We start from the raw sequence: 15,422 nt of genomic DNA, 5'->3' as shown, positions 1-15,422 counted from the left end.
CCGCGGCCCTACTTGAAGGGGATCGGTTCGTAGCACTTGAACGGTACGGAGACCTCGTACGCGCCGTTCTTCAGCTGTACGAGCGCCCCGCAGCCGAAGCTTTCCTTCTGCCCCTTGGGCAGCGCGCGGTCGCCGACGAGCGTGCCGGTGTCGGAGAAGCCCTGCGCGGCGGCCTGGAAGGACTCGACGGTCAGGTTCTTGCCGGCCTTCTGCGCGATGGACAGGAAGAGGTCGGCCGACATGTACCCGGTCAACATGTGCATGTTCAAAGGCACGTCCTGGCCGCCCGCCGCCGCCTTGATGTCGGCCTTGAACTGCGCCATCTTCGGGTCGGCCGACTCGAAGGGCTGGAACTGCAGCAGCACGTGCACCCCGTCGAGGGCCTGCTTGGTGGCGTCCTTGGCGAGCAGCCCGGGGTCGTAGTCGGTCGGGTCGGAGAGCAGCCCCTGGTAGCCGCTGCGCTTGAGCGCGGTGAACAGTCCGATGTTGTTCGGGGTCTGCATGACGGAGACGACGGCGTCCGGGGCCTTGCCGTCGTTGCCGGTGAGGATCTCCTTCACGTACGCGGACCAGTCGCTCGGGACGGCGGTGGCGGGCACGGAGGCCTTGGCGTAGGAGACCTTGAACCCGGCACTGGTGAAGCCCTGCTGGAAGGTCCGGATGCCGAACTTTCCGGCGTCGCTGTCGTTGGCGATGATCGCGACGGTTCTGCCCTGGGCCCCGCCGAGTATCTGGCCGATGCCCTCGGGCCAGGTCTGGTTGAGGGTGCCGCCGGGGGTGGGGACCAGGCAGCCGTTGAAGCCGTAGATGTGCCGGGGGCCGCAGAAGGCGGGCAGGGTGCCCCAGCCGAAGGTGGGGACCTTCTCCTGCTCCAGGAAGTCCGCGCCGGAGAAGGTCACCGAGCTCATGGGGGAGACGGCGAAGACCTTGTCCTGCTGGACGAGTTTGCGGGCGGCCGCCAGGTTCTTGGCGGGGTCCTGGCCGTCGTCCTCCGCGCCGAGGTAGTCGATCTTGCGTCCGTTGATCCCGCCCTCGGCGTTGGCCCGGAGATAGCGGGCCTTGGCGCCGAGGTCGGTGTCCTTCTTGCTGTAGCCGCTGGCGCTGGTCATCGACACGATCCCGCCGACCTTGATCGAATCGGCGCTCACCCCCCGGGAGTTGCCCGGCGCGTCGCCGGGCTTGCCGGGGGAGGTCCCGTTGGTGGAGGCGGAGTTGCAGGCGGAGACGAGCGCGAGGGCCGCCGCCGCGGCGGCCAGGATGCGGATCGGTCGCAACATGTCGGGGATCCCCTCCGGTTGGAATCCCCGCATTCTGTGCGTGACCTGACGGATCGTCAATATTGTCGACGGGTAGAAATGACGAACCGTCAGATTCCTGGTCAGGAGGAGTACAGGGCCGCGACCTCCTTCGCGTACGCCTTCTCGATCGCCCGGCGCTTGAGCTTCAGCGAGGGGGTCAGCAGCCCCCGCTCCTCCGTGAACTGCTCGCCCAGCACCCGGAAGGTGCGGATCGCCTCCGCCTGTGAGACCAGGGTGTTCGCGGCCACCACCGCCCGGCGCACCTCCGCCGTCAGCTCGGGGTCACCCACCAGCTGCGCGGCCGGCAGCTGCGGCCGCCCGCGCATCGACAGCCAGTGCGCTATCCCGTCCATGTCCAGGGTGAGCAGCGCCGCGATGTACGGCCGGTCGTTGCCCACCAGCACGCACTGCGACACCAGCGGATGCGAACGGACCCGCTCCTCCAGCGCGGCGGGCGCGACGCTCTTGCCGTTGGAGGTCACCAGGATGTCCTTCTTGCGCCCGGTGATGGTCAGGTACCCGTCGGCGTCCAGCCGGCCCAGGTCCCCGGTGGCCAGCCAGCCGCCGCGCAGGACCGCCTCCGTGGCGCGGGGGTCGTTGAGGTAGCCGGAGAAGATGTGGCTGCCGTGCAGCCAGACCTCCCCGTCGTCCGCGATGTGCACCGTACTGCCCGGGATCGGCCGCCCCACCGTGCCGTACTTGGTCGCACCGGGCGGGTTCGCGGTGGCCGCCGCGCAGGACTCGGTCAGCCCGTACCCCTCGAACACCGTGATCCCGGCCCCGTCGAGGAACAGCCCCAGGCGGCGCGACATCGCCGACCCGCCCGACATGGCGTGCCGCACCCGGCCGCCCATCGCGTCGCGCACCTTCCCGTACACGAGCCGGTCGAAGAGCTGGTGCTCCATGCGCAGCGCGGCCGAGGGCCCCGGCCCGGCTCCGAAGGCCTTGCGCTCGCGCGCCTCCGCGTAGCGCACGGCCGTCTCCACCGCCCGGTCGAAGGGGCCCGTACGCCCCTCCGCCTCCGCCTTGCGGCGGGCGCCCGCGAAGATCTTCTCGAAGACGTACGGGACGCCCAGCACGAAGGTCGGCCGGAAGGCGGCGAGGTCCGGCAGCAACTCGGCGGCGGCCAGCACCGGTTGGTGGCCCAGCTTCACCCGCGCCCGGACGGCGGCCACCTCCACCATCCGCCCGAACACGTGCGCCAGCGGCAGGAAGAGCAAGGTGGACGGCTCCTCGCCCTGCCGGGCCTGGAAGACCGACTCCCAGCGGCTGACCAGGGTGTCGGTCTCGTACATGAAGTTGGCGTGCGTGAGCACGCATCCCTTCGGCCGGCCCGTCGTCCCGGAGGTGTAGATGACGGTGGCGGTCGCGTCGGGCGTCACCGCACCCCGGTGGCGGTGCACGACGTCCTCGGCGACCCCGCGGCCGTCGGCGACCAGCCCCTCCACGGCCCCGGCGTCGAGCTGCCACAGCCGGCGCAGGTGGGGGAGCCGGTCGATGACCGACCCCACCGTCATGGCCTGGTTCTCGTCCTCGACCACGCAGGCCGTGCAGTCGGAGTCGAAGAGGATCCAGTGGACCTGATCGGCGGAGGACGTCGGGTACACCGGGACGGGCTGGGCGCCGATCGCCCACAGGGCGAAGTCGAAGAGGGTCCACTCGTACCGGGTGCGGGACATGACGGCGACCCGGTCCCCGAAGCGCACCCCCTGGGCCAGCAGCCCCCGGGCGAGCGCGAGCACCTCGGCGGCCAGCTCCCGGGACGTCACGTCCCCCCAGGCCCCGTCGGTCTTCCGGCCGAGAACCACCCGGTCCGGCTCCTCGCGAGCGTGCTGGAAGACGATGTCGGCCAGGCCGCCGACGGGTGCGCCCGTGACGACGGGTGGGACGGTGATCTCGCGCAAGGCCCCGCTCCTCTCCGCGCGCCGCGGTGAACGTACCGCATGGTCAACAGGGGGTGACCGGCCTTCGGATACCTCCACAAGACCTCCCCAGTGATCACGGTGTTCACGCCGTTGACGTGCGACTGAGCCGGTCCGCGCCGGAGAGCACGGCCGCGGCCAGCGCCTCGGCCGCGGCCGACGGACGCGGCCCCCGGAGCAGGGCGAACTCCACCGGCCCGAGCTCCGGCAGCCCGCCGACCCGCACCAGCCCCGGCGGGATCAGCCCCCGGGCGTGCGCCATCACGCCGAGCCCGGCCCGGGCCGCCGCGACCAGGCCGCTCAGGCTGCCGCTCGTGCACGCGATCCGCCACGCCCGCCCGTCCCGCTCCAGCACCTCCAGCGCCCGGGCGCGGGTGATGCCCGGCGGCGGGAAGACGATCAAAGGAACAGGGCGCTCCGGGTCCACCCGCAGCCCGTCCGCGCCGATCCACACCATCCGGTCCCGCCAGACGAGCCGGCCCCGCTCGTCCCCCGGCCCCCGCCGTTTCGCCAGCACCAGGTCGAGACGCCCCGCGTCCAGCCGCTCGTGCAGTGTCCCGGAGAGCTCCACCGAGAGCTCCAGGTCCACCTCGGGGTGCTCGTGCCGGAACCCTTCGAGGATCTCCGGAAGGCGCGTCAGTACGAAGTCCTCGGAGGCCCCGAACCGCAGCCGGCCGCGCAGCCGCGTCCCCGCGAAGAAGGCCGCCGCCCGCTCGTTCGCCTCCAGGATCGTCCGCGCGAAGCCGAGCAGCGCCTCGCCGTCCTCCGTCAGCCCCACGCTGTGCGTGTCCCGGACGAACAGCGGCCGCCCGGTCGCCTCCTCCAGCCGCCGCACGTGCTGGCTGACCGTGGACTGTCCCACGCCGAGCCGCCCCGCGGCCTGCGTGAAGCTGAGCGTCTGGGCCACCGTGAGGAAGGTTCGCAGCTGGACAGGGTCGTACATACCGCCACGGTAGCCGCTCATCACGGATCACGATGGCAGTGAGTGCGGTGTGCGGGTTTCCCGATGAACGCCCACCGCCGACCATGAAGGGAGCACCCCGAGCACCCCGCCCCGACAGCAAGTGAGCACCCCCGCATGCGCCGCCCGCACCTCCCCGCCCGGCTGCCCCTGGACCCGTACATCCTGGCCCTGCTCGCCACCGTGGGCCTCGCCGCCCTGCTCCCCGCCCGCGGCCCGGCCGCCACCGCCGCCGACCTCGCCTCCACCGCGGCCGTGGCCCTGCTCTTCTTCCTCTACGGCGCCCGGCTCTCCACCCGCGAAGCCCTCGACGGCCTGCGCCACTGGCGGCTCCACCTCACCGTGCTCGCCTGCACCTTCGTACTCTTCCCGCTCCTCGGCCTCGCCGCCCGCGGCCTCGTTCCCGGCCTGCTCACCGCCCCCCTCTACGGCGGCCTGCTCTTCCTCTGCCTGGTCCCCTCGACCGTGCAGTCCTCCATCGCCTTCACCTCGATCGCCCGCGGCAACGTCCCCGCCGCGATCTGCGCGGGCTCCTTCTCCAGCCTGGCCGGCATCGTCCTCACCCCCCTCCTGGCCGCCGCCCTGCTCGGCGGCGACGCGGGCGGCTTCTCCCTCGACTCCCTCCTCAAGATCACCCTCCAGCTCCTGCTGCCCTTCCTCCTCGGACAGGCCCTGCGCCCCTGGGCCGGCGGCTTCCTCGTCCGCCACAAGCAGGTTCTCGGCTACGTCGACCGCGGCTCGATCCTGCTCGTCGTCTACGCCGCCTTCAGCGCGGGCGTGGTCGCGGGCATCTGGCACCGGGTGAGCCTCCCGCGGCTCGCCGCCCTGATGCTGGTGGAGGCCGTACTCCTCACCGTCATGCTCCTCGCCACCTGGTACGGCGCCGCCCGCCTCGGCTTCGGCCGCGCGGACCGCATCGCCATCCAGTTCGCCGGGTCGAAGAAGAGCCTGGCCGCCGGACTCCCCATGGCCAGCGTGCTGTTCGGGGCCCATGCCGCCCTCGCCGTGCTCCCGCTGATGCTCTTCCACCAGATGCAGCTGATGGTCTGTGCGGTCATCGCCCGGCGCCGCGCCCAGGACCCGCTGCCCGAACTCACCGCTGACCGTGTGGCGGACGTCTCGCCCGCGCGCCAACAGCCCGCGCCGCGGGCCCGTTAACGTTCGGTGGTGACCTGGATACGCCCGCTCGCCGCCCACGCCGAACGCCCCTGCACGCTGGTGGTCTGCCGCGGCTGCTGCTGCGGTGACCCCCGCAAGAACCCCGGCTCCGACCACGCCGGTCAGCTGGCCCGGCTGCGCGAGGCCGCCGCCGCCTCCGGGGGCCGCCTGGCCGTCCGTACGAGCGAGTGCCTCGGCCCCTGCGCCCAGGCCAACGTCATCGTGGTCCAGCCCACCACCGAGGCCCGCCGCCGCGGCGCCCGCGCGACCTGGTTCGGCTGGGCCCTGGACGACACCGCGACCGACGAGATCATCGCCTGGGCCGAATCCGGCGGCCCGGGCACCACCCCGGTCCCGCCCACCCTGGACCTGCACCGCATCGACCCGCCGACACCGAAGCCGGCCGCGCAGTCCGGCCGCCGCGCCCGCCGGGGGCGCTGACGTGCAGAACCTCGCCCGCGGGGTGCTCGTGTTATTCGGCCTGCTGGTCCTTCTGGTGATCCGGCTGGCCCTGTCCCTCGACCCGGAAGACAGCAAACCCTCCGTGCCGCTCGCGGCGCAGGACGTCACCGGCACGTGGCAGGGCGACCGCGGAGGCCGGCTCGAAGTGCTGGCCGACGGCCGCGTCCGCCTCACGGACGCACCGGGTTGGTCGTGCATCCGGATACCGAGCCAGGTCACGTTCACCGGCGAGGGCACCTGGGTCATGGATCGGCACTCCGACGAGGACCCGGGAATCCAGATCCTGATCAAGTTCCCCGTCGACGGAACGCCCGCGGTACAGGCCTGCGACGGCTGGTTCACCCTCCACGGCACCGGCAAGGGGGGCACCGCAGGAGACGGCAGCGACGTGTGGGCCAGGTTCCTCGCCGACGGACGCGGCGCCAAGGAGACGTTCCGGCGTACCGCTACAGGGTGATCCGCTCCTCGCCCGCGTAGATGTTCATGTCCGGCCCCCGCAGGAAGCCGACCAGCGTCATCCCCGACTCCAGCGCCAGGTCCACCGCCAGCGAGGACGGCGCCGAGACGGCCGCCAGCACCGGGATGCCCGCCATCACGGCCTTCTGCACGAGCTCGAACGAGGCCCGGCCCGACACCAGCAGGACCGCGCCCGCCAGCGGGAGCCTCCCGGATTGGTACGCCCGGCCCACGATCTTGTCCACCGCGTTGTGCCGGCCGACGTCCTCCCGCAGGTCGAGCAGCTCGCCCTGGGCCGTGAACAGTCCGGCCGCGTGCAGTCCGCCCGTACGGTCGAAGACCTTCTGGGCCGCGCGCAGCCGGTCCGGCATCGCGCTGAGGACCTCCGCGGGCACCCGTACCGGATCGCCGGCGATCCCCGGGAAGCGGGTCGCCGTACGGACCGCGTCCAGGCTGGCCTTCCCGCACAGGCCGCAGGAGGAGGTGGTGTAGACGTTCCGCTCCAGCGTGATGTCGGGCACCGGGACCCCGGCGGCCAGCTGGACGTTCACCACGTTGTAGGTGTTCGAACCGTCCTCGGTCGCCCCCTCGCAGTAGGTGACGGCCTGCACGTCCGAGGCGGCCGCGAGCACCCCCTCGCTGACCAGGAAGCCCACCGCCAGGGCGAAGTCGTCGCCCGGCGTACGCATCGTGATGGCCAGCGGTTTGCCGTTCAGCCGTATCTCCAGCGGCTCCTCGGCCACCAGCGTGTCCGGCCGGACACCCACCGCGCCGTTCCGGATCCGGACGACGCGACGACGCTCGGTGACCCGTCCCATGGTGATCAGCACACCCCTTCTGTTCCCGCCCGATTCCGACAAGCTCATTGTCGCGGTTCCGCTTCCTGCGACGCCCCCGGCAGGTGGATCCTCGGGAAGCTCCAAAATCCGGGGCCGGAATCCTGTCGGGTCACACGCACCCGTACCCACCAGTAGCAGGCAAAGCTGGGTGATCCTGACTTCCGTACAAGGGGGGACCCCGCCCATGACCGGTTCACGCGTGGTGGCGCTAGGGCACTACCAGCCCGCGAAAGTGCTCACCAACGAGGACCTCGCGGCCATGGTCGACACCACCGACGAGTGGATCCGGTCCCGCGTCGGCATCCGCACGCGCCACATGGCGGGACCGGACGAACCGGTGGACGAACTGGCCTACCAGGCAGCGGGCAAGGCGCTGGCCGGCGCCGGCCTGACCCCGGACGACATCGACCTGGTGCTGGTCGCCACGTCCACGGCGATCGACCGCTCGCCCAACATGGCCGCGCGCGTCGCCGCCAAGCTGGGCATGGGTGGCGGCCCCGCCGTGATGGACATCAACGTCGTCTGCTCGGGCTTCACCCACGCCCTGGCCACCGCCGACCACGCCATCCGGGCCGGCTCCGCCACCCGCGCCCTGGTCATCGGTGCCGACAAGATGACCGAGATCACCGACTGGAGCGACCGCACCACCTGCGTGCTCACCGGCGACGGAGCGGGCGCGGCCGTCGTCGAAGCCTGCGAGGAGCCGGGCATCGGCCCGGTCCTGTGGGGTTCGGTCCCCGAGATGGGCAACGCGGTCCGGATCGAGGGCTCGCCGCCGGTCTTCGCCCAGGAGGGCCAGTCCGTCTACCGCTGGACCACCAGCCAGCTGCCGCCGCTCGCCCGCAAGGTGTGCGAGAAGGCCGGGATCACCCCGGAGGACCTGGCCGCGGTCGTCCTCCACCAGGCCAACCTGCGGATCATCGAGCCGCTCGCCGCGAAGATCGGCGCCGTCAACGCCGTCGTCGCCCGCGATGTCGTCGACTCCGGCAACACCTCGGCCGCCAGCATCCCGATGGCCCTGTCGAAGCTGGTCCAGCGCGGCGAGATCCCCTCCGGCGCCCCCGTCCTCCTCTTCGGCTTCGGCGGCAACCTCTCCTACGCGGGCCAGGTCATCAGCTGCCCGTAGGGGTCGCGGTGCAGCCCGGGGTCCAGCGGACCTCGGCTCCCAGCGTCCCCAGCAGCACGACGACGAGCGCCACCAGCTGCCACAGCCCGGAGGCGCCCGTGCCGACCGGGACCGTCGCCAGGACGAGCACCAGCGCCGCCGCCCGGAACCGGGCCGGGCCGATCCCGAGGACGGCCCGGAAGGCCAGGTCGCCGGCGAGGTAGACGGCGACCCCGCCCGCCAGGGCGAGTGCCGGGCCGGTGTACAGGTGCTCGCCCAGGTGCCCGATGGTCTTCTTGACCCCGGCCGCGAAGGCGGCGATCCCGAGCAGCATGGGCAGGAAGGCGTAGTAGTAGGCGAGCATCGCCAGCTTGAAACGGTTCTCGGGCGGCGTCTCGGCGAAGACCTCCTCGGCCCGGCCCTCGTCGCGCACGAAGTACATCCACCACAGCGCCGACGCGACGGCGAGCGCGAGGAAGGCGCCCCCGGCGATCCCCAGGGACAGCGGCAGCGAGCCGGTTCCGATGCCGATCGCGATGACGGACTCGCCGAAGACGATGATCAGCAGCAATCCGTGCCGCTCCACGAGGTGCCCGGAGCTCATACCGCCGAGCTGGTCGCTGACGGTCGTCACCGCGGCCACGGCCTCGGCGGGCTCCGCCCCGCTCGCCGCCACCCGCTGCACCAGCTGCGGTACGGCGAACTGGATCAGCAGGGCGAGCATCCACAGCCCCCAGGCGGGCGGCCCGTCGAAGAACCCGGCGGCCAGCACCGACAGCGCGCACAGCATGTTGGGGAGCGCGAACCAGAGCACTCCGAACCCGTGCGCCTGCGTGTAGAGGGCGCTGTGCACGAGGACCACGAACACGTACCCCAGGCCGAAGGCGATCCCGCCGGCGCCGAACGCGGTCGGCACGGCCAGCGCGCACACCAGGAACGCCCCCATGGCCAGCATCAGCAGCACCCGCCGGACCGTCCGGTCCGGCGGCACCTGATTGGTGAGGTGCGCGTAGCCCCCGTACATCCAGAACAGGACGGTGAAGATCAGAACCACCTGCCCCGCGCCCCGCAGGCTCAGGTCGTCCGCCAGAAGCACCGTCAACTGCGTGATGGTGAAGACGAAGACGAGGTCGAAGAACAGCTCCAGCGTGCTGACGCGGTGCTCGGATTCCATGCGCGGCTCCCCCCCGGATGTGTGCGAGGCCATCCGACCGCCCGGCTCCCCCTGATGTCCAGCCGGTATCAGCATCCGGAAGTGGCCGCGTGGCACCTCCGCCTCCCGCCGCCGGGGACCGGCCCGCCCCCGACGGTGGCGAGACGGTCCGTCCCGCTACGGCCTTCGGTGCATGCGTGCAGGTCAGCCCGGCGTGGCGGAGGATCGCCGCCCGGATAAGTGGTCGGAACCCCGCCGATCCTTTGCTATTGTTGTCCATGTCGCCGCGGGAAACCGGGGCCGACCACCTGGTCCGGGTGGCGGAATGGCAGACGCGCTAGCTTGAGGTGCTAGTGCCCTTTATCGGGCGTGGGGGTTCAAGTCCCCCCTCGGACACCAGCTAAGACCCCACTTAAAGTGGGGTTTTTTGCTTTACCGGGCTGTGGCGTGACCAACCACGTGACCAACAGTCCAGCGCGCCTCCTGGCCAGACCAGGGATGACGGGCTGATACGCCTGGCACTCGAAGCGGCCAGCTTCTTCGCTCCCTCAGCGCGACGCCTGCCGTACCGCGCCATGGTGTAGCCCGGCGAGTGGTGCCGGGCATTGGCGGAGACCCCTACGGGCTTCTCGTGGTTGTCGAGATCGTTCGTGATCTTCGACGCCCGCCAGTCGTGCAGCCGAAAGTTCTCCGGCAGGTGCAGACGGTTGCGTGCCGTCCGCCAGCGGGCCGACACCTTCTCGGGGTCCCGTGGTCCGCCTGCCTCGCCCCGGTGCAGCTTGAAACCATCTCGGGCGAACACGAGGTCATGCGTCTTTCGGTACCACTTCCCGCGAAGCCCGGTGTTGGAGGGGCTGGAGGCTGCGGCCAGTAAGGGCAACGTCGGTGGGCGTCCCTCCGTCGTGGACGATGACACCCTGGCCGTAGCCCGTGCTCGACACGCCAAGGGAGACAGCGTCACAGCCATCGCCAAGGCCCTTGGAATCGGCCGTGCCACGTTGTGCCGCCACCTCGGAGAGAGCGCCTGAGATAGGCCGCACGCGGACACAGACAGGCCCCCGGCATCAGTCGGGGGCCGCTGTCACGCACGGGCCTGTCAGGCGGTGACCTCTGGCTGAAGGGGGACCGGTGGCCGAACGCCCGTGAGTGACTCCGCGCGAGCGAGTAGGCGCGGGGTCAGGTCTGGGTACCAGCCACGGGCTACGGCTTGCAGCATCTCCGCCAGGGCCGCGAGCTCTCCGATTCGGCCGGCTGGGGAGTCCAGGATCGGCGCGAACTCCAGACGAATGCGGTCCGCCACATCGGGAACGAGCAGGCTGTTGGCATGGAGAAGACCCTCGTCGTAGCCGTAGGGGACCAGGCCCCACCGCTCCCAGTCCAGAAGGGTCAGGGGCACGGTCGTGAGGTTGCCCCAGTGCAGGTCGCCGTGACCGGTCACCCGCTCCACCTTGGCAGGGGCCGGGATGCCGAGGAACTGGGGGAAGGCGCGTTCGATCCACCCGTCCCGGATGGTGACCTTCACTCCCTCCGCTTCAGCGAGCAGGGCCAGAGCTCGGTGCAGGTCGGCCCACCACTCATCAGGCAAGCCGGGGTCGCGGTCCAAGTCGGCCCGCTCCGGGGACACGACGGGATGCGTCACGTAGTCGAGGACTTCGGCCTCGAAGGCCCACTCGCCGTCAGTCCAGTCGTGCACCGCGTACAGGCGCGGGCGCGGGACCGCGGCAGGCACCAGCAGAGAAGCCCCCACGATGCCCTCCCCCTGCTTCCTGCCCGCGTTCCTCCTGGCGGTCCGGCTTACTCGTAGCCACCGGTCCCCGGCCTGCCGCCCGAGGGTGACACCTTGGAACCCCCATGCCGGCCGGCCCGTGCACGTGAGACCCAGTGCCTTTGCCGCCCGCTCGTGGGCAGCCTCCATCAGGGTCTGTACGTCCTCACTCGGCGGCGAGTTCATTGGTCACCCTCCTCAGTTCCTCAGCCGTCAGGGGCGCAGCCAAAGCCGTCGCCGCATCGTCCCAGTGTTCGCGAGTGCTCGCGGAAGTCAGGACGACATCGAGGCCGGGGCACGATCCGGCAGCCAGCAGGGCAGCGGCTGCGGCCGACAGGCCAGGGCGGATGAAGTTCACCAGTTCAGGCGTCATGGCATCCAGCAGTTCGCCGCCGTGCAGAGGTGCGCAGCCGAACGTGATCAGCCCCGAGTCCTTCCCCTGCACCAGCGGTCCGCCGCCGTCGAGTGCCTGCCTGATCAGGTCATCCATGATCAGACTGACGGGCATCTGCAACCCCATGAAGTGGTGTTCGGCGGAGCCCGCCGCCTGTCCGGCGAGCGCGAGCAACTCGGGAACCGTGAACGCTTCGGAGGTCAGACCCGTCCAGGTGGCGACGCCGTACCCGCCGATCCTGCCCGCATGGGTGAACTCTTCCAGCACGGTGAAGGCTTCCCGCACACGCCAGTGCAGAGCGGCGCGGTCAAGGCTTTGGCTGTGGTGCTCAGGGTTGTGCACGAAGATCAGGTCAGCGCGGCCGAGCACAGCCAACGAACGCTCCATCTGCCAGCGGATGAAGCCCGGTTCCAGGCTGTGCCTACTGGCCGCCTCGTCTCGCGTGAGCGCGCCCTCGGCCAGTGCGGTACGTCCCTGCTCCTCCGTGAAGAACCCTGTCTTCGTGGCTACCCGAACGGTGGGGTACTCCCTGAGAACTGGGCGCAGCGCCTCATGCGCTCCACCGTGGGCGTAGTTGGGTGCCGTGTCCACCCAGGGGCTACCGGCAGCCAGGGCGGTGCGTGCCGCCTGACTGACGGCACGCACGCGGTATGTCCCCAAGGAGAGTGCGGCGGTCACAGCCCCGTCCCTACGACCGCAGCGGCCTGGCCCTCGATGAGGACCCAGACCAGTTCGGCAACGTCCTTCACGTCCATCCCAGCGGAGTCAGCCAAGGTGCTCAGGGTAACCGGCTGGCCGATCAGCAGCGTGCCCAGGGCGGGAGCCGCGGACTCTGCGAAGTCCCAAGCCGTACCGGCCGCCGAGAACGTGACCGTGCTGTGTGCCGGGTTCGCCGTCAAGCGGCCCCTCGGAGCCGTGAGCTTCACCGCGATCTCCGGCCGTGCAGGCAGCCCGTCCACGTACGGCAGTGACGGGATCGCGTGCCCCAAGTCGGTCGTGTCGATGGATTCCGCCCACCGCTCCACCAACCGAGGGTCCGCCATCATGTCCAGCACCTCACGGCGTATGGCCTCGATGAAGTCGGACTGTTCCGGCAGGTAGGCAAACCGCGGAACGTCCTTGCGCAGTGCGAGCGACGACCGAAGCTGATCCACGACCCAGAGCATGAGGTCCGCGCCCGTGTGCGGGACCATGCCGAACGTGAGGTGAAGCGACTCCGTCCCCTGGTCAGCCGTGACCGCGTGCCACCAGCCGCGAGGCAGGTAGAGCACATCACCGGGAGCGAGCACGATGTCCGCCACCGGGTCGCCCTCGGGACTCTCCGGCGATTCCACGTCCCGGAAGGTGGGCGCCTCACGGGTGGAGCCGTACAAGCGCCACCGCTTCGAGCCGTGAACCTGCACCACCACGACATCATGGTCGTCCCAGTGCAGGCCGAAGCCCTCACGATCGGTCCAGGATGCGTACGCGTTGGCCTGCACGGGCGTGCCGAGGAACCGTTCGAGACCTTCGGCAGCCACGCCCACCGCCGGGTGGATCTTCTCCAACGCGTCGAGGACCAGCGACGCACCGTCCTTGAGTTGGGTGTGGAAGTCGGCCGGCTGGATGCGGGACCAGGTGACCGCTCGGCGGTTCGTGGTCGGGATCGCGTAGCGGTGAAGGGGGACCATCTCGCCGTCGGCCGACAGGCGCAGCCGGGGCGGCTCCAGTCGCTGCGTGGCGATGATCCGGTTGAGGTCGTCCCAGGAGAACAGGCCCGCCGTGTCGGCGGTGCCGGGGAAGTGCGCGTAGGAGCGGTGGTACGTCTGGGCGAGGAACGTGTCCCCGCCCAGACGCCCCGCCCACGAGGCTGCATCAAGCATCGTGGGCAGCCCCGTTAGTCGTTGCCGTCGGAACGGCCGCTACTGACGTCGGACTCCTGCTCGGCGCGGGTGCGCGCGGCGACGATCTTCCGCTTCGCGACGAGCAGGCCACCCCCCCTCGGGGGCCGCCGAACCGGTGTTCTCTTCCACCATCGGACTTACCTCTCTACTCGGAAACACCCGCCGGGAGTCCGGCGGGAGGAACGGGAGGGCAGCAGCCTTCGAGGCAGCTACCGCGTCGCAAGGGCTCCGGCGAGGAACAAAGCCGAGCCGCCGAGGATCATGGCCAGGTAGAGCGGACCTGCGTACCGGCCTAAGCGGCGCAGCACCCGGTTCCGTAAGCCAGACCTCACGCCTTCCTCGGCTCGATGTCAGCCGGGCGGAGCGCAGTGGCGGACAGCGGCTGGTGGCCCGTGCAGCGGGCACACCCGCAGGGCGGGTAACGCCCCGGATCGGACGGGATGACGAGCGCGTCACCCTCCTGGACGCTGGTGCTCTGCTGCCAGGTGCGACCCGAGTCACGGGATACCCGAAGGGTCATGAGAACGCGGCGGTCAGCTCCAAGACCCCGAGACTGGGCGGAACCGAGACCATCGCGAGCCATGCCGTTCTCCGTTGCCATGTCCGCACCCTTCCGCAGGTTTGCCCCCGTGCCCGTTTGCGACAACACCAAGGAAAGCGCGGGGAGTCCGAGCCCTCCACGGCATCAATGCGGCACTCTTGATGCACATCCGTGCACGGGAACGCCGTGGGTTCAGGTCACGGGAAGAGGGGCGTCATGGGACTGGCGGAACGGCGCAAGACCCTGGGTTACAGTCAGGAGAAATTGGCCGAGTTACTTGGCGTGGACCGCACAACGGTCGGACGCTGGGAGAGCGGCAAGATCGCACCGCAGCCACCTCAGCGGCCAGGCTTGGCAGCCGCCCTTGAAGTCAGCCTTCAAGAGCTGGACGCCCTTCTGACACAGCCACGAGCCGTAAGCCGGACGACCAGATGCCAGCAGCCCAGTGACCAGCCGAGTGTGGGAGACCCAGACGAAGTGATCCGCCGTGAATTCCTCCGCATCCTCACCGTCAGCGGGGCGCTGACCGCCCTGCCGCTGGATGAGGCGGAAACCCTCTCCGATGGGGTCCTCAGGGGCGCACCCGGCGACTTCGCGCGGATGAACAGTCACCTCTGGCAGGTCTACCAACTGGCCCGGTCCAAGGGGTCCGTTTACCCCATCGTCCGCGACCAACTGACCACCCTGAACGAAGCCCTCGCGGCCGACACCCGAGGCAACTCCCGCCCGCTCCTCAGTGCGGCAGCCGACCTCTTCCAACTGGCCGGGGAAGTTGCCTTCGACGCGAACCGGTACACGGACGCGGCTGCCTCTTACGCCCTCGCAGCATCCGTCAGCAGGGACGCCGGAGCCTACGACCTGTGGGCGTGCGCGCTCGTCCGGCACGCCTACGTGGACATGTCGGAGCAGCGCTACCGGCAGGCGGCACAGGTCCTGGGAGCCGCTGAGCGGCTGGCCGGGCGAGGTGACAGCGCCCTTGCCACACGGCACTGGGTCGCCGCCGTCCAGGCAGAGGCGTACGCCGGCCTGGGTGACCTCACCGCATGCGAGCGCGCCTTGGACCAGGCGGAGCACGTCATGGGCCTGAGCGCGGGCAGCACCAACGGCGGGTGGCTGCGGTTCGACGGGACGCGGCTGGCCGAGGAACGGGGAGCCCGCTACGTCCAGCTCGGACGGCTCGACCTGGCGGAGGAAGCGTTGCGGCGGGCTCTTGAGCAGACCGCCCTTGCCTCCGGGCAGTCCTACCGACGGCGCGGCGCTGTCCTGACCGACCTCGCCGCCATCGGTGCCAAGCGGCGGGACCCCGAACACGCCGTCGCGTACGGCCGGGAAGCCCTCCTCCTGGCCCAAGCCTCTTCCTCCGGATACGTCGCCCGTAGACTCCAGACCCTGTGCGACGAGTTCGGCCCCCTGAGCAGGGACCACCGCGTAGCGGAGCTGGGGGCGGAGATCGCCGCGCTCAGCACGCCATGACGAGAGGGGTTG

General features: G+C 70.7%; 14 protein-coding genes and 1 tRNA gene. 7 read left to right on the top strand and 8 right to left on the bottom strand.

Features of this window, described 5'->3' with window-relative positions; translation table 11 throughout:
* Positions 1-8: 8 nt before the first annotated feature.
* The 3 genes from KO717_RS06405 to KO717_RS06395 form a co-directional block, all read right to left on the bottom strand.
* The gene (locus tag KO717_RS06405) at positions 9-1,277 is read right to left on the bottom strand and encodes an ABC transporter substrate-binding protein (RefSeq protein WP_301364899.1); all 1,269 of its coding nucleotides are present in this window, start codon (positions 1,275-1,277) and stop codon (positions 9-11) included.
* Positions 1,278-1,378: 101 nt separating this feature from the next.
* A complete protein-coding gene (locus KO717_RS06400; RefSeq protein WP_301364898.1) occupies positions 1,379-3,202 on the bottom strand; it encodes an AMP-dependent synthetase/ligase in 1,824 nt (607 codons plus the stop codon).
* A gap of 103 nt (positions 3,203-3,305) precedes the next feature.
* Positions 3,306-4,163: a LysR substrate-binding domain-containing protein gene (locus KO717_RS06395; protein ID WP_301364897.1), complete on the bottom strand. Its 858-nt coding sequence runs from the start codon at positions 4,161-4,163 to the stop codon at positions 3,306-3,308.
* A gap of 135 nt (positions 4,164-4,298) precedes the next feature.
* On the opposite strand from KO717_RS06395, the gene KO717_RS06390 reads away from it, so the two are divergent.
* The 3 genes from KO717_RS06390 to KO717_RS06380 are packed head-to-tail and all read left to right on the top strand — an operon-like array spanning position 4,299 to position 6,258.
* Complete coding sequence (locus tag KO717_RS06390; protein ID WP_301364896.1) at positions 4,299-5,339, top strand: bile acid:sodium symporter family protein; 1,041 nt, start codon at positions 4,299-4,301, stop codon at positions 5,337-5,339.
* A 9-nt stretch (positions 5,340-5,348) separates the two neighbouring features.
* Positions 5,349-5,780: a (2Fe-2S) ferredoxin domain-containing protein gene (locus tag KO717_RS06385; protein WP_301364895.1), complete on the top strand. Its 432-nt coding sequence runs from the start codon at positions 5,349-5,351 to the stop codon at positions 5,778-5,780.
* A 1-nt stretch (position 5,781) separates the two neighbouring features.
* Positions 5,782-6,258: a hypothetical protein gene (locus tag KO717_RS06380; RefSeq protein ID WP_301364894.1), complete on the top strand. Its 477-nt coding sequence runs from the start codon at positions 5,782-5,784 to the stop codon at positions 6,256-6,258.
* Here the strand turns inward: KO717_RS06380 and fdhD are convergent.
* Positions 6,248-7,075 (bottom strand): formate dehydrogenase accessory sulfurtransferase FdhD, encoded by an 828-nt coding sequence (gene fdhD, locus KO717_RS06375; RefSeq protein ID WP_301374388.1) that lies wholly within the window; start codon positions 7,073-7,075, stop codon positions 6,248-6,250. The two genes, KO717_RS06380 and fdhD, sit on opposite strands and share 11 nt — an antisense overlap.
* A gap of 205 nt (positions 7,076-7,280) precedes the next feature.
* Between fdhD and KO717_RS06370 the strand changes: the two genes are divergently transcribed.
* Positions 7,281-8,222: a beta-ketoacyl-ACP synthase III gene (locus tag KO717_RS06370; RefSeq protein ID WP_030011093.1), complete on the top strand. Its 942-nt coding sequence runs from the start codon at positions 7,281-7,283 to the stop codon at positions 8,220-8,222.
* Here the strand turns inward: KO717_RS06370 and KO717_RS06365 are convergent.
* On the bottom strand, positions 8,209-9,375 hold the full coding sequence (locus tag KO717_RS06365) for a low temperature requirement protein A (RefSeq protein ID WP_301364891.1): 1,167 nt from the start codon (positions 9,373-9,375) through the stop codon (positions 8,209-8,211). The two genes, KO717_RS06370 and KO717_RS06365, sit on opposite strands and share 14 nt — an antisense overlap.
* A 290-nt stretch (positions 9,376-9,665) precedes the next feature.
* Here KO717_RS06365 and KO717_RS06360 point away from each other — a divergent pair.
* Together KO717_RS06360 and KO717_RS37315 are read left to right on the top strand one after the other, a co-directional pair.
* Positions 9,666-9,753 (top strand) — tRNA-Leu (locus KO717_RS06360).
* Between the two features lie 251 nt (positions 9,754-10,004).
* Positions 10,005-10,382: a helix-turn-helix domain-containing protein gene (locus KO717_RS37315; protein WP_367401509.1), complete on the top strand. Its 378-nt coding sequence runs from the start codon at positions 10,005-10,007 to the stop codon at positions 10,380-10,382.
* Positions 10,383-10,450: 68 nt separating this feature from the next.
* Here the strand turns inward: KO717_RS37315 and KO717_RS06350 are convergent, their stop codons facing one another.
* From KO717_RS06350 to KO717_RS06340, 3 genes are all read right to left on the bottom strand, one after another.
* Complete coding sequence (locus KO717_RS06350; protein ID WP_301364889.1) at positions 10,451-11,101, bottom strand: hypothetical protein; 651 nt, start codon at positions 11,099-11,101, stop codon at positions 10,451-10,453.
* A 184-nt stretch (positions 11,102-11,285) separates the two neighbouring features.
* Positions 11,286-12,191, bottom strand: coding sequence for an aldo/keto reductase (locus KO717_RS06345; protein WP_301364888.1), 906 nt, complete (start codon positions 12,189-12,191; stop codon positions 11,286-11,288).
* On the bottom strand, positions 12,188-13,375 hold the full coding sequence (locus KO717_RS06340) for a JmjC domain-containing protein (RefSeq protein ID WP_301364887.1): 1,188 nt from the start codon (positions 13,373-13,375) through the stop codon (positions 12,188-12,190). Before KO717_RS06340 ends, KO717_RS06345 begins: the two co-directional genes overlap by 4 nt.
* Positions 13,376-14,153: 778 nt before the next feature.
* Between KO717_RS06340 and KO717_RS06335 the strand changes: the two genes are divergently transcribed.
* Positions 14,154-15,410, top strand: coding sequence for a helix-turn-helix transcriptional regulator (locus KO717_RS06335; protein WP_301364886.1), 1,257 nt, complete (start codon positions 14,154-14,156; stop codon positions 15,408-15,410).
* Positions 15,411-15,422 lie beyond the last annotated feature (12 nt).

This window comes from Streptomyces xanthophaeus (assembly GCF_030440515.1).
In the GTDB taxonomy this organism is placed as follows: Bacteria; Actinomycetota; Actinomycetes; order Streptomycetales; family Streptomycetaceae; genus Streptomyces; species Streptomyces kutzneri.
The sequence above is the reverse complement of the archived record's forward strand: the minus strand, read 5'-3'. Positions and strand labels throughout refer to the sequence as shown.

Excerpts from the sequence above, each read along its gene's own strand:
- KO717_RS06405 (WP_301364899.1), bottom strand. The coding sequence starts at position 1,277 with ATGTTGCGACCGATCCGCATCCTGGCCGCCGCGGCGGCGGCCCTCGCG.
- KO717_RS06395 (WP_301364897.1), bottom strand. The coding sequence starts at position 4,163 with ATGTACGACCCTGTCCAGCTGCGAACCTTCCTCACGGTGGCCCAGACG.
- KO717_RS06390 (WP_301364896.1), top strand. The coding sequence starts at position 4,299 with ATGCGCCGCCCGCACCTCCCCGCCCGGCTGCCCCTGGACCCGTACATC.
- fdhD (WP_301374388.1), bottom strand. The coding sequence starts at position 7,075 with ATGGGACGGGTCACCGAGCGTCGTCGCGTCGTCCGGATCCGGAACGGC.
- KO717_RS06370 (WP_030011093.1), top strand. The coding sequence starts at position 7,281 with ATGACCGGTTCACGCGTGGTGGCGCTAGGGCACTACCAGCCCGCGAAA.
- KO717_RS06365 (WP_301364891.1), bottom strand. The coding sequence starts at position 9,375 with ATGGAATCCGAGCACCGCGTCAGCACGCTGGAGCTGTTCTTCGACCTC.
- KO717_RS06340 (WP_301364887.1), bottom strand. The coding sequence starts at position 13,375 with ATGCTTGATGCAGCCTCGTGGGCGGGGCGTCTGGGCGGGGACACGTTC.
- KO717_RS06335 (WP_301364886.1), top strand. The coding sequence starts at position 14,154 with ATGGGACTGGCGGAACGGCGCAAGACCCTGGGTTACAGTCAGGAGAAA.